General features: G+C 53.7%; 14 protein-coding genes and 1 tRNA gene. 5 read left to right on the forward strand and 10 right to left on the reverse strand.

Annotation, left to right across the window (positions count from 1 at the left end; genetic code table 11):
- Position 1: 1 nt before the first annotated feature.
- The 9 genes from flgH to AAC019_RS06275 all read right to left on the reverse strand — a co-directional run bounded on the left by flgH (position 2) and on the right by AAC019_RS06275 (position 7533).
- Positions 2-685, reverse strand: a complete 684-nt coding sequence (gene flgH / locus AAC019_RS06235; RefSeq protein WP_339897783.1) for a flagellar basal body L-ring protein FlgH — start codon at positions 683-685, stop codon at positions 2-4.
- A gap of 25 nt (positions 686-710) precedes the next feature.
- Positions 711-1496, reverse strand: a complete 786-nt coding sequence (gene flgG / locus AAC019_RS06240) for a flagellar basal-body rod protein FlgG (protein ID WP_041523352.1) — start codon at positions 1494-1496, stop codon at positions 711-713.
- 30 nt (positions 1497-1526) lie between these two features.
- Complete coding sequence (gene flgF / locus AAC019_RS06245; RefSeq protein ID WP_339897784.1) at positions 1527-2270, reverse strand: flagellar basal-body rod protein FlgF; 744 nt, start codon at positions 2268-2270, stop codon at positions 1527-1529.
- A gap of 202 nt (positions 2271-2472) precedes the next feature.
- Entirely contained in the window at positions 2473-3708 is a 1236-nt protein-coding gene (gene flgE / locus AAC019_RS06250) for a flagellar hook protein FlgE (protein ID WP_339897785.1), read from the reverse strand.
- A 48-nt stretch (positions 3709-3756) separates the two neighbouring features.
- A complete protein-coding gene (locus AAC019_RS06255) occupies positions 3757-4470 on the reverse strand; it encodes a flagellar hook assembly protein FlgD (protein ID WP_339897786.1) in 714 nt (237 codons plus the stop codon).
- 10 nt (positions 4471-4480) lie between these two features.
- Positions 4481-4924 carry a flagellar basal body rod protein FlgC gene (gene flgC / locus AAC019_RS06260; RefSeq protein ID WP_339897787.1) on the reverse strand — a complete coding sequence of 148 codons (444 nt, stop codon included), beginning with the start codon at positions 4922-4924 and terminating at the stop codon, positions 4481-4483.
- Positions 4925-4959: 35 nt separating this feature from the next.
- Positions 4960-5370 (reverse strand): flagellar basal body rod protein FlgB, encoded by a 411-nt coding sequence (gene flgB, locus AAC019_RS06265; RefSeq protein WP_339897788.1) that lies wholly within the window; start codon positions 5368-5370, stop codon positions 4960-4962.
- Between the two features lie 270 nt (positions 5371-5640).
- The gene (locus tag AAC019_RS06270) at positions 5641-6501 is read right to left on the reverse strand and encodes a protein-glutamate O-methyltransferase CheR (RefSeq protein ID WP_339897789.1); all 861 of its coding nucleotides are present in this window, start codon (positions 6499-6501) and stop codon (positions 5641-5643) included.
- 78 nt (positions 6502-6579) lie between these two features.
- Entirely contained in the window at positions 6580-7533 is a 954-nt protein-coding gene (locus AAC019_RS06275; RefSeq protein ID WP_339897790.1) for a chemotaxis protein CheV, read from the reverse strand.
- Between the two features lie 274 nt (positions 7534-7807).
- On the opposite strand from AAC019_RS06275, the gene flgA reads away from it, so the two are divergent.
- The 5 genes from flgA to AAC019_RS06300 all read left to right on the forward strand — a co-directional run bounded on the left by flgA (position 7808) and on the right by AAC019_RS06300 (position 10605).
- Positions 7808-8527, forward strand: coding sequence for a flagellar basal body P-ring formation chaperone FlgA (gene flgA, locus AAC019_RS06280; protein WP_339897791.1), 720 nt, complete (start codon positions 7808-7810; stop codon positions 8525-8527).
- Between the two features lie 179 nt (positions 8528-8706).
- The gene (gene flgM, locus AAC019_RS06285) at positions 8707-9018 is read left to right on the forward strand and encodes a flagellar biosynthesis anti-sigma factor FlgM (protein WP_339897792.1); all 312 of its coding nucleotides are present in this window, start codon (positions 8707-8709) and stop codon (positions 9016-9018) included.
- 131 nt (positions 9019-9149) lie between these two features.
- Positions 9150-9626 carry a flagellar protein FlgN gene (locus AAC019_RS06290; protein ID WP_339897793.1) on the forward strand — a complete coding sequence of 159 codons (477 nt, stop codon included), beginning with the start codon at positions 9150-9152 and terminating at the stop codon, positions 9624-9626.
- Positions 9627-9713: 87 nt separating this feature from the next.
- Positions 9714-9790: transfer RNA gene (locus tag AAC019_RS06295), tRNA-Arg, on the forward strand.
- Positions 9791-9891: 101 nt separating this feature from the next.
- Positions 9892-10605 (forward strand): 16S rRNA (uracil(1498)-N(3))-methyltransferase, encoded by a 714-nt coding sequence (locus AAC019_RS06300; protein ID WP_339897794.1) that lies wholly within the window; start codon positions 9892-9894, stop codon positions 10603-10605.
- On the opposite strand, the gene AAC019_RS06305 is transcribed toward AAC019_RS06300, so the two are convergent.
- On the reverse strand, positions 10602-13037 hold the full coding sequence (locus AAC019_RS06305) for an EAL domain-containing protein (RefSeq protein WP_339897795.1): 2436 nt from the start codon (positions 13035-13037) through the stop codon (positions 10602-10604). The two genes, AAC019_RS06300 and AAC019_RS06305, sit on opposite strands and share 4 nt — an antisense overlap.
- Positions 13038-13078: the final 41 nt, after the last annotated feature.

Raw genomic sequence — 13078 nt, forward strand, 5'->3', positions numbered from 1 at the left:
CTTAGAACGGCCAATAGGCGCTGTTAAAAAAGCGCGACATCCAACCCATCGATTGCGAGTTGGCAAGCTCACCGGTACCGCTGTAAGAAATTTGAGCGTTGGCAAGTTTGGTGGAAGACACGGTGTTTTGGCGTGAGATATCGTCGGGCCGCAAAATACCGCTAATGCGAATAAACTCATCACCACGATTAAGCGTCATCCACTTTTCACCGCGTACAATAAGGTTGCCGTTGGGTAATACCTCGGCGACGGTGACGGCAATTGAGCCACTCAGGCTGTTGCTTTGATCGGCCCCGGCATCGCCGTTAAACTCACGCTCCTGACTGATATTGGTATCAAAGGGTGCACCGTTTAAGGTGGGCGTCATGCCCAAAATAGTGCCAGCGGGCAAACTGGTCGAGCTGTCTTTGCTGACATTAACGCCAGAGCTTTTGCTGGAGACGGTCCGCTCGGTGAGCACAATGGTAATAATATCGCCCACGTTGCGCGCTTTGGAGTCGGTAAACAGGCTCATGCTGCGATCGTGGTACAGCGAGCCACTGGTTTGCACAGGCTCTTGGTAAGTGGCTGAAACCACTGGCGCGTAGTGCGGGTCGCCCGGTTGTGGCGGAGCGTACGAGGCGCAGCCGCTTAACCACAGAGCGGCTATCCCCCACAGACTCACGACTTTTTTATTACCCATCATGGTGTTCACCTATTTGCCAACCCCGTTACAGTGTTTGCGTAATGTATTGCAGCATTTGGTCGGCGGTTGACACGACTTTTGAGTTCAGCTCGTACGCCCGCTGCGTGCTGATCATGTCGACCATCTCTTGTACGATCTCAACGTTGGAGCTCTCGAGCATGCCCTGCTGCAAGCTGCCCATACCATTCTCAGAGGGGGCGCCAATCAGCGGGTTACCGCTGGCAACCGACTCGACAAATAAATTGCCACCAATCGCTTGCAGCCCAGCGGGGTTGATGAAATCCGCTAACAAGATATCGCCCAACTGCTGCGGGTCGACCTCGCCATCGACGTAGGCGTTAACCACACCGTCCTGGCTAATGGTAATGTTGCTGGCATTTTCGGGGACGTTAATCGCCGGCTCCAGAAGGTGGCCATCGGCATTTACCAACTGCCCCTCGCCATTAATTTGCAACTGACCATTGCGGGTATAAGCCACGGAACCGTCGGGCCGCAAAATTTGTAAAAAGCCGCGCCCGTTAATAGCGACATCCAACGCCTGATCGGTGACCTCAAGGTTACCTTCGGTAAACTGCTTTTGCGTGCCCACTACCCGCACACCGGTACCCAATTGCAAACCCGACGGCAGTTCGGTGTCTTGCGTCGATTGCGCACCCGGCTGACGCTGAGTTTGGTACAACAAATCTTCAAAGGTCACCCGGTCGCGCTTAAAGCCCACGGTGCCGACGTTGGCCAGGTTGTTGGATATGGTGGTCAGCTGTTTGTCCTGCGCCGTAAGGCCGGTTTTACTGACATAAAGTGCCGCGTGCATGGCGTTATCCTCTAGTCGTTAACGAACGGATCAAGACATCTGTAACAGACGTGCTGAGCTTTCGGAGTTTTGTTCAAAGGTTTTCATCAGCTTGACTTGCATTTCATACTGGCGAGACAAACTTAAAATATCGGTAAAAGCATCCACGGCACTGACGTTGCTGCCCTCTAGTGCGCCCGATGTCACACGCACCTCGGCATCGGCCACTAAATCAGCGCCGTTAAGGGCGCGAAACAAACCGTCTGCCGATTTCTCCAGCGAACCGTACTCAGGCTTAACCAGTTTTAAGCGGTCGACCTCAACTAGAGTCTCGGGGCCTTCGCCCTGGCCCTGGATAGAGATAGTGCCATCTTCACCAATACTGATTTGCGTGGTGGGCGGCAGTGCAATCGGGCCGTTGTTGCCCATCACCGGCAACCCACCGGCGCCGCGTAAAATGCCATTGGCATCGAGCGTTAAATTACCCGCGCGGGTGTAAGCCTCACCACCGGTCGGTGACTGAACCGCCAAAAAGCCATCGCCCTCGATCGCCACATCCAGCTCGCGCCCGGTTTGCTGAATGGGACCCGGCGTAAAATCTGAGGCGGGAGATTCCGTCATGGCGTAGGCGCGGGTGGGCTGGCCATCGCCGTAATACACACCCATACTGCGGGCCACGGCAAAGTCCGCACGAAAGCCCGTGGTATTAATGTTGGCCATGTTATTCGCATGGCTCGCCTGCGCGATCATGTTGTGCTTGGCACCGGTCATTGCGATATAGAGAGCTTTATCCACAACAGACTCCGTTGGTTTATTGGCAGTTATGCGTCGTTACGGTGGTTATTGCAACCGCTGTGCCAACACCGACACCCGCGTCATACGTGGGCTGCGAAGCAACTGTTCAAAAAGTTAATAACCAGACACAAAAAAGCGGCAAACCGCTTCCGCCGTTTGCCGCCGCTTATCAAGCCGGTTTTGCGCCGCCTGGCGCTACCCGTTAGCGCAGATTAATAATGGTTTGCGTGGTTTGGTTAGCCGTCTCAATAGTTTTTGAGTTTGCCTGGAAGTTGCGCTGAGCAATAATCAAGTTCACCAACTGCTCCGACAAATCAACGTTAGATTCCTCCAGTGCGCCGGCCTGAATATCGCCAAAAGAGGCCGAGCCCGGCGCTCCGACAATCAACTCACCACTGTCGGCGGTCTGAGCCCACAAGGTGGAGCCAACAGGCTTTAGCGCCTCCAGGTTGTTAAAGCTGGCCAGCGCCACCTGGCCAATGGTTTGTGCCTCGCCGTTGGTAAAACGGGCAAAGATTAAGCCCTGCTCATCGATGTCGATACCGGCTAAGCGCCCGGTGGTGTAACCATCCTGGCTAAGAGCTTCTACTGAAAAACCACTGCCATACTGCGTGGAATTGGCGTAGTCAATTTCAATGTCCGCAGGAGCAGCCCCATTACCCGGATCATAAGATAACGCGAATGAGGTCGGCACCAAAACTCCATTGGCGTCTTCCGTTGTTATAGCCCCGTTTTCGTCAAAAGAGATCGCAATGGGATCTGCAGGGGCAGCTAAGTCTTCCCCATCCACCTGAGGATAAACATCCCACGTATTATCACCAGTTTTTACAAAATACTGCGACAAGGTATGGCTATTACCTAAGCTATCGTAAACAGTCGCCGATGTGGCATTATTGTAAGTGGCGGGATCGCTCGGATCGAACTCAGCAGGATCAAGTGCTGCCTCTCTAGCATCTAAGTTGAAAGAAAGATCCAACTCGGTAGTCGCCTTAGGCGCTTGGTTCTCCACATCCACACGTAAATCTTCAAGAATACCGCCCACATTGCCTTCGTCGTCGGCGATAAAGCCCTGCAAATTGGAGCCGGTGTTGTTGACGATATAACCGTCTTTATCCAAACCAAAGGTTCCGTCGCGACCGTAGAGCTTGTCACCGGCGTTATCGAGAATAAACATCCCCGCACCATTAATCGCCAAATCCAGCTGGTTTTCGGTAAAGTTCAGGTTACCCTGACTAAATTGCTGACGAATTTTTTGCAGGTTTACCCCGGCGCCCGGCGTGTTAGAGCCACTGCCAAGCAATGAGCTGGCGTACACGTCGCCAAACTCGGCACGAGAATTTTTAAAGCCGGTGGTGCTGGCATTGGCAATGTTATTGCCGGTCACCTTTAGATCAGTATTGGCGGCCCGAATGCCGCTCAGAGCAGTGTTAAAAGGCATCGTACGCTTCTCCTGTTAATGCAGACCGCCATCGGCATGCAATTTTAATTAGTTAAACTGTTTAATATCAGCGATATTAACCGCGCCGACACCGGCAAGGTTTAGGATGATGCCGCCGTTTTCGGCGAGCGTCACACTGTTAACATTGGCGCTAAGCGAGGTGGCTATAGATTCCGTCTTACCGTCAACGGTGGCATTTACCTCAAACGTATAATCACCCGGGGCAAACGGCTCTTCACCTGCGGTCCAATTAGTCAGCTCGCCATCGACCTCCATATACTGGCCATCAAAACGGAACACTGTCTCGCCCGCTTCGCGAGCCCCCAGCGGTATTTGTCCGACTAAGGCGCCGCTGCTATCGTAAATACTAACCTGGGTATTGGGGCTGCTTTGCGGCAGATTGACCGAACCAGAAATAATCCCGCCCTCGGCTAAATAGGTCGTGTCCGTAGGTACTGTTACCGAGCGCCCTACCAGCGACGAAGCCTGCAGCGCCTGGTTAGACATAAAGTTGCCGCTAAAATCTTCAAAGCTGGTGTTTAACCGCTCGAGCCCTTCAACCGAACTAAACTGTGCCAGCTGCGCGATAAACTCGGTGTTATCCTGCGGGCTCAGCGGGTCCTGGTTGTTCATTTGGGTAATCATCAGCTCCAAAAAAGCCGACTGCCCCAACTCGTTGCTTTTGGTTTCAGGCTCTTTATTGTTAATACTCAAATTGCTCAGGACATTTCCCGCCGAGCTTGTCTCATTCACCGTGGTCATGGCTTTATCCTTACTGTCCGAGCGTGATGACGCGTTGCGCCATCTGTTTGGCTGCGTTCATTACCTCGACGTTCACCTGAAACGAGCGCGAGGCAGAAATCATGTTGGTCATCTCTTCCACCACATTAACGTTGGGGTAGTACACGTAGCCGTCTTCATCGGCGAGTGGATGAGTGGGCTCGTGGCGCTGCTCATAGGGCGCATCGCTCTCTACCACACCCAACACTTGTACTCCGGCGCTGGCAGCCTGCGCATTACCGTCGATAGGTTCGGCGCCAAAGGCCATCGCCTCGCGGGCCATAGCGGCAAACACCGGCTGACGCGAGCGATACACATCGCCGGCACTGGACGAGGCCGACTGGGCGTTAGCTAAATTACTGGCCGTGGTGTTGAGACGTAGGCTCTGGGCGTTCATGCCCGAACCTGCTACGTCAAAAATGTTTCCAATCGCCATGGGTTATCTCCGCTGCCTTAACTGGTTACTGCCGCTTACTGTCCGCTGATCGCGCTGGACAAGCCTTTAAATTTTTTGTTAAGCATCATAAAGCTGGCCTGAAAATCCAGGGCGTTTTTCATAAACGCCGCGTGCTCAACCTGCCCTTCTACTGTGTTTCCGTCTACCGAGCTTTGGTGCGGGACACGAAACCCCAAAGAGACATCGCCCGAGGCTGAGGCGCCCCCGGCCAAGTGGCCGGCGTGGGTTTTGTTTACCGCGACATCAAAGTGGCGCTCGGCCGCTGAGTATTGACGTGCAAGCTCTGCCTTAAAGTCCATATCCCGCGCTTTAAACCCAGGAGTATCGGCGTTGGCCAGGTTGTTAGCCAGCACCTCTGCGCGACGGGCCCGCAACTGCAATGCCGGCTCGTGGATACCCAGTGCTTCTGAAAAAGAAATTGCCATTTTCGTTTGCTCGCAGTGCGTGATAAATATCGTTGCAAGCGTTATTGCACACCCCGTGCCAAAAACAACAAAACACCCTAACCCATTGTTATTGTTATATTATTTATAAAGAGTAAAGAGAACTTACAACCGAGCAAGGCACACCAGACGTTAAAAGCGGCAAGGCATTTCCGCCCGGATTGCCGCTTAATAGCGAGAGAATAGTGGGTAATGAGGCAGCGCCTGAGTGACGCTTAATGGGGGAAGAGACAAGCGGCCGTAGCCGGCCGACTAGAGGGCGCGATACAAAATGCCGGGCTCGCAACGCACCATCTCAAACAAGTGCGAGGCGCCCGCCACCCCTTCCGAAGAGCCCAAAAATACAACACCTCCGGGCTTTAGGCAGGCGTGGATTTTTTCCAAAATCCGCTTTTTAAGCTCGGCATCAAAGTAAATCAAGACATTGCGGCAAAACACCACATCAAAACGCCCCAGCGCCGTGTACGAGTCCAACAAATTAAGTGCCCGAAACTCAATACACTCGCGCAATTTAGGCTTTACCTGCCAGCGGTTGTCGTCGAGCGGATCAAAGTACATATCGCGGCGCTCTTGCGACAAGCCCCGCATCACCGACAGCCGGTCATAAATACCCTGGCGCGCTTGCTCGAGTACGATAGACGACAGGTCAGTAGCCACGATTTGCACCGGGCGCGCCAGCGCACCCATGGCGCGGCGGCGGTACTCCTCCAGCACCATACTTAACGAGTATGGCTCTTGCCCCGAGGAGCAGGCAGCGGACCAAATCCGTATCGGGCCAAACATACGGTTAGCCGGCAGCATAAGCTCGGGTAAAATCTTGGCTTTAAGGTATTCAAACGGGTACGAGTCGCGAAACCAGAAAGTTTCATTCGTTGTCATCACATCGATCACCTGATCCCTCAGGCGGCGATTGCTGTTATTTTTAAGGACGCCAACCAACTCGGTAAACGAGTGCAGGCCGTGCTCTTCCAGAAGACGCCGCACCCGGTTGGTCACCAGGTACTGCTTGTTTTCACCCAGTGAAATGCCACAGGCGTCCTGTAAAAACTGACGAAAGTGATCAAACTCTGCCTGAGCCAGCGCTCCGCCTGGCGCGGTACGTTCGACTGTCATATTCGCCCTTATGTCATCTGCCAGAACTTCAACCAAACTATAGATATAACATTAACTACGGCTGGCAGTTTATTGATTTTATTCAGACTCACCAAGTAAATCTTCACCCGAGATCGACAGCACCCGATCGTTTACCCGCTTGGCGAGCTCATCCGGGTGAAATTTGGCCAAAAAGTCATCGGCGCCCACCTTTTTAACCATCGCCGCGTTAAATACACCGCTTAGCGAGGTGTGCAACACCACAAACATCTTGTTTAACGAGCTGTTAGCGCGCAGCTCTGCGGTAAAGGTGTAACCGTCCATTTCGGGCATTTCGATGTCCGAAATAATCATAATCAGCTCTTCCAGCGGGTTTAACCCCTGCTCCAGCATACCCAGCAGGTATTCCATCGCTTCCCGGCCATCCTTTTTAAGGGTAGTACGGATTCCCATAGATTCGACTACTCGCTGAATTTGTTTGCGGGCAATATTCGAATCATCTACGATCAACACGTGCTTTTGTACCACGCGCTCGCCAATCCCGTCGGCGACCACTCCGGCGCTGATTTGCTCATTGGCCGGCGCCACCTCCGCGAGGATTTTTTCAACATCCACAATCTCAACCAACTTATCCTCGACCTCGGTAACCGCGGTCAGGTAGTGGTCTTTACCGGCGCCGGTTGGTGGTGGGTGAATATCGCTCCAGTTCATATTGACGATACGCTCCACCCCGCTGACCAAAAAGCCCTGCTGGGTGCGATTGTACTCGGTAATAATCACAAAGCATTCGGCCAGGTTATCGAGCGGCTTGCGGCCGATCGCGAGATTCATATCCAAAATAGGGATGGTGCCGCCCCGAATATGGGCGACGCCGCGCACGACGGAACTGCGCCCCGGAATCTCATTCAGCGGCGGGCACTGCAGCACCTCTTTAACTTTAAACACGTTAATACCGTACAGTTGCTGACCGCGAAGCCGAAACAGTAACAGCTCCAATCGGTTTTGCCCGACTAACTGGGTTCTTTGATTAACACTATCCAATACCCCGGCCATAGCCATCTCTCCAAACAGCGCACTACAAGCTTTGCGCCTTTATTATCAATAAGTTATACGGAAAACTTAAACTAAACCTAAGAAAAGTCAGCCCTTTTAATTCCGGTCACAATCGGTTTACCGCCGGCACGGTCTTTGCTCTAACAGCGTTATATCTATGTTAACGGCTGATTTTTGACACACTTTAATATCCCAGCCCAAATATAGCTTACAAGACACTTGTGGTGCCGGCGGATACCTTGCCGGCCACAGCAACTAACCGGAAGCAGAGCTCATGACCCAACGGCGCAGCCGCCTTACGCTTACAGTAACAGTCGCCCTCGCAGTGCTGCTGGCGGCCGGTGCGAGAGCGGCCGAGCGGCACGAGCTGGATGATCTCACAAGCGCCACGAAGCATTTTCTGCAAGAGCATTACGCACTGCAGGACGAATCGGCGGCGACTGAGGTGTCCGTCGACCCGCTCGACCCGCGCTTGCGCCTAACGCAGTGCCCTTTGCCACTGACGTTTCAGGTGCGGGATCTGGGCGATAAAGGCGGCGCGGTCAGCGTTAAAGCCCAGTGCGAAGGAGAGCAACCCTGGTCACTCTATGTAAGCGCGCAGGTGGATATTCACCGGGAGGTGTTGGTTGCCTCAGTCACCCTAAACCGCGGCGCACTGATCGATGAGTCCGTTATTCGCTACCAGCGCTTTAATACCAGCAACTTGCGTCAGGGCTACCTGATCTCTAAGAGCCAGGTGCTCGGGCAACAGCTAAAACGACCGCTACAGGCCGGCGAGCCCTTGCGCAGTAGTGTGCTAGAGCAGCCACTGGCGGTTGAGCGCGGCGACATTGTGACTCTGGAGTCGACTAACGGCTCGATTACTGTCGCGACTCAGGCCGAGGCCCTGGCAAGCGGGCGCGTGGGCGAGCAAATACGGGTGCGCAACACCAGCTCAGAACGCGTCATCCGCGCCAATGTGTTAGCCAAAGGCCGGGTTGGCGCCAATTTTTAGACGCTTTATAGGTCGATGTGAAGCAATTCACAAAAAAGTGACAAAAAACACTAAAGTTGTACGCTTGCTTGCCGAAAGCGGATGTAGACGAGTTGCATGTATCGCTTTGGCGATGCGGGGTAACGTGTTTTGGCAAACACCGGTGCGACACCGGAATCAGGCAACGTTGGGAACATATTATGGTTGTTATTGATACTTCAAACACAGTAAAAACAAACACTCCAAACAGCAGCAGAGCTGCGGGCACCGCGGGTAATACTCGCGCCGACAAAGCGCCGGAGCAAGCCGCCAGCCAGGCAGGCGACGACAGCGTGGCGCTAAGCCCCGAGGCGCAAAACATTGGCCGCTTACGCGAGGCAATCGATAACGCCTCTGGCGTAGATAGCGAACGGGTAAGCGCTATTAAGCAGGCAATCGCCGAGGGTCGGTTTGAAATCAACCCCGAGCGCTTAGCCGAGGCCATGCTCGCGCAAGACGAACTGCTGAGTTAATAACCGCGGCGCCCGAGTCCATTTGCCTGAGCTCGGGCGCCGCATTTACCTCAACATATACGCTGAGGTGACGGGCTTGCGCCCGGGTTTTGTTAAAACGTTTGCCCTTACACCGTCTACCGAGGTTCACCATGTCTGCCAATCCACAACTGGTACGTGAAATGCTCAACCGTGACTTGCACGCCGCTCAGCGCCTGCAGGTTTTGCTTACCCAAGAGCGCGAATTGCTGCAACAACGCGATCACGAAGCCTTAACCGCGCTTATCCGTGAAAAAAACGACCACCTCGCCTTGCTCGAAGGTCACGCCAAAGAGCGCGCCGCCCTGCTGCAAGCGCTGCAAATCGACGGCAGCGGGTCGAGCTGGGAAACGTTTCTTGCCAGTGACGAGCCATTAAGCCAACTGATTCCGCTGTGGCAACAGCTACAACAAGAGGTGCGCCAGTGCCACGATTTAAACAACCACAACGGTAAGCTGGTGGCCCGCTCGCAACAAACGCTAAAACAACTGCTCGACTTAGTGCGCGGCAAAAGCCAGGGCGGCGGTCTGTACGATGCCAGCGGCAGCGCTGCTAATAATGCCTCCAGCAACACGTTGACCCGGGCGTAACATTAAATACCGCTAAAAACCCCCACTCCCTTGGCTTCTCGCGGCAAAGTTTTTACAATGACGCCTCGCTCAATTGGGGCGAGCATCGCCCCGGTAGCTCAGTTGGATAGAGCAGCCGCCTCCTAAGCGGCAGGTCGGACGTTCAAATCGTCTCCGGGGCGCCATTTATTACGGCGTGGCCAGGGCTCTGTTGTCACGATTTGATCGGCAAATTTTTAGTCACAATGGGCTGCCCTCATACCGTGACGACAGGCCCAGGCACACAATGAACCTTATTCTGCTATTTGGCGACGACTTCGACCCCCAGGGCCATGCGGTACTGCGCGATTCTCGCCGGCTAGAGCATATCCTTAAAATACACCGAGCCGGGCTGGGCGACACATTGCGTGTCGCTCAGGTAGAGGGTTTGATGGGCACCGGTACAATCATCGACATCAATACCGGCAGTATCACCTTAGAGGTTCACCTGACGCAGCAGCCGCCGCCGCCGTCCAATATTCACATGATACTGGGCTTGCCTCGCCCGCCCATGCTCAAGCGCACCCTGCAAACCATTGCCGCGCTGGGCGTAAAACAACTGACGTTACTGCAAAGCGCCCGGGTCGAGAAAAGCTACTGGCAGTCTCCACAATTGCACCCCGAAAAAATTCACGCCGAGTTATTGTTGGGGCTTGAGCAAGGCTGTGACACCCGATTTCCGGTGATTCACTGGGCAAAACGCTTTAGACCTTTTGTCGAAGATGAACTTCCTAAGCTGATGCAAACTCACGATGCGTTGCTGGCACACCCCTATGTGACCACACCCTGCCCCACAGAAACCAACCGACCAACACTGTTAGCTATTGGCCCGGAGGGCGGCTTTATCGACAACGAAATTGCTATGCTAACGAAGGCGGGGTTTCAGGGCGTAACCCTGGGCGAGCGTATAATGCGGGTAGAAACTGTGGTGCCCTATCTGCTGGGTCGTCTCGGCGGTTAAGGCCTTAAGAACTCGCTAAACGCCTCCTCCGCAACCGCTGGGCTAAAATAAAACCCCTGATAACTATGGCAGTGGTATTCACGTAAAATTTCGAGCTGCTCGGGGGTTTCAACCCCCTCGGCCACTACCGTTAGATCAAGCAGTCGCGCCATAGTAATAATGGTTTCCACCAATACCCGGTCACTGCGGTCACAACTTAAATCACGGATAAAGCTTTTATCAATTTTAAGGGTGGAGACCGGCAGGCGCTTTAAGTAACTGATCGAGGAATAACCCGTCCCAAAATCATCCAGCGAGAAGCTTACATGATGCTCGGCCAAGGCGGTCATGGTGGCAATCGCGTCATCCACGCGCTGAATAATAATGCCCTCTGTCACCTCGATATCCAATGCACCGCGGGGCACATTGTACCGCTGCAAAGTGTTAACCACATCCTGCACAAAGCTTGCATCGCGAAACTGGCGCGGGCTAATATTCACGCTTAGGGTCATACCGGGGTGCCACAAACCCTGTTTACTCCAGTGCGCCAAACACTTACAGGCCTGCTCAATAACCCACTGCCCCACCTCGATAATTAACCCCGAGGTTTCCAGTACCGGAATAAACTCCATCGGTGGTATAGCGCCTTTGTGCGGGTGCTGCCAGCGCAGCAATGCCTCGGCACCAATCACCCGGCCGGATTCGATGTCCAGTTTTGGCTGGTAATGCAGAGCAAACTGTTGTTGCTCGAGCGCCCGGTGCAGGTCTCCTTCCATCACCAATTGCGCACTCACCCTATCGGCCATTTCTTCGTTAAAAAACTCAATAGCGTCACGCCCGCGCTCTTTAACATGGTACATGGCGGTATCGGCATAACGCAGCAGTTCGTGCACGACATTGTTTTTATCGGGATACACCACCACCCCTACGCTGCAGGTAACACGCAGCTCCATTTGCTCGTGCACGATAGGCTGCGAGACAATCGCGCGAATTTTTTCGCTAACCTCACCCGCTTTTAGTCCCGCCACCTGCAGCTCCCGATCGAGCACCGTAAGCACAACGATAAACTCATCGCCACTTAAGCGCGCTACCAGATCTTCTTCACGCACAGCCATTTTTAGTCGGCGAGCGATCTCCTGCAACACCAGATCTCCCACCGGGTGCCCCAGTGAATCGTTAATGTTTTTAAATTTATCCAGGTCGATAAACAACACCGCGCCGTAATACCCATGACGTACCGCTCGCCGCACTTCATGCTCTAGCCGCTCAACCAACTGCAAGCGATTGGGCAAGCTGGTCAAGGCATCATGATGAGCCATGTATTGCATTTCTTCCTGGGCGTTTTTGCGCTCGGTGACATCAACCGACAACACAAGCGATACCACTTCGTCGTAGTAATCGAGCGGAATCATATGAGTTTGCAAAAATAGTTGATTACCATCGGCACCGATAAAGCTCTCTTCCACCACATCGAGCTCTTCACGGTTGTCGATCACCCGGGCATCGTTGGCGAGCACCAAATCTATGTCACTCACCGAGTGCTTCAGCAAACTGCGCACATGTATGCGGCACATCTCTTCTGGGCTATAACCTAACGCATCGGCCAACGCCCGGTTGGCAAAGCGGTAGTAGCCTTGTTTATTGCGGGCACCAATCAGTACCGGCAGGCTGTCTACAATCTGACGCAAATGTTCTTCACTTTTACGCAGCGCCAGCTCGACTGCACGGCGCTTCGCCAACGACAGCTCCACCACGTCTAACAGCTGATTGGTATTGCTGATCACACTGGCGAGCTCGTCTTTGCGCTCTTCTGCTAACGGGGTCAATCGGCGTACGCCAGGCTGATCGGGGTTGATTTCATTAATCTCGTGGGACAGGCGCGCCAGAGGCTTTGTTAACTTGACGTAAAAGGCGATAAACAGCAGCGCCACCAACACCAGGTTGCGCAGCACGCCCACCAACAGGTTAAGCTCGGAGCGACTGTAAAAGCCGGACAGCGCCTGGCGCTTATCGACCCGAAAAGAAATCTCACCGGTCGATTGCTGGTTATAACCCGGCACCGCCAGCTGAGAGGTATAGGCGAGAACATCATTATCGACAATTTTAACCAGCCAGCCGGAGCTGTTCACCACGGGCGGGCGGCGGGCTTCGGCCAGGACGTGGCCGCGCTCATCGCGAATCGCGACTTCATAGATAAAATCGTAACTCAGCAGGCCGTTAACCACCTCAATGGCAAGGTCGTCGTCCAGTGTGTGAACGGCTCGTGCCGCTGGCGGGCTGGCAACTTCAATCACCCGCTCGACGAGATTCTCAAACTCCTGCGACTGATTTTGATAATCGACATACACCTGAATCAGGTTCATCGAAAAACTCAGCACAAAAACCAGTATGATCCCAATTTTTGCCAGCTGGAATGAAATGCCTTCAGAGAACGTCGGCCCTTTATTGCGCATGAGTTGATGATTCCACAGCAGGGTCTGTCATAACCAATCTT

The sequence above is a fragment of the uncultured Gilvimarinus sp. genome (genome assembly GCF_963975215.1).
GTDB lineage: Bacteria > Pseudomonadota > Gammaproteobacteria > Pseudomonadales > Cellvibrionaceae > Gilvimarinus.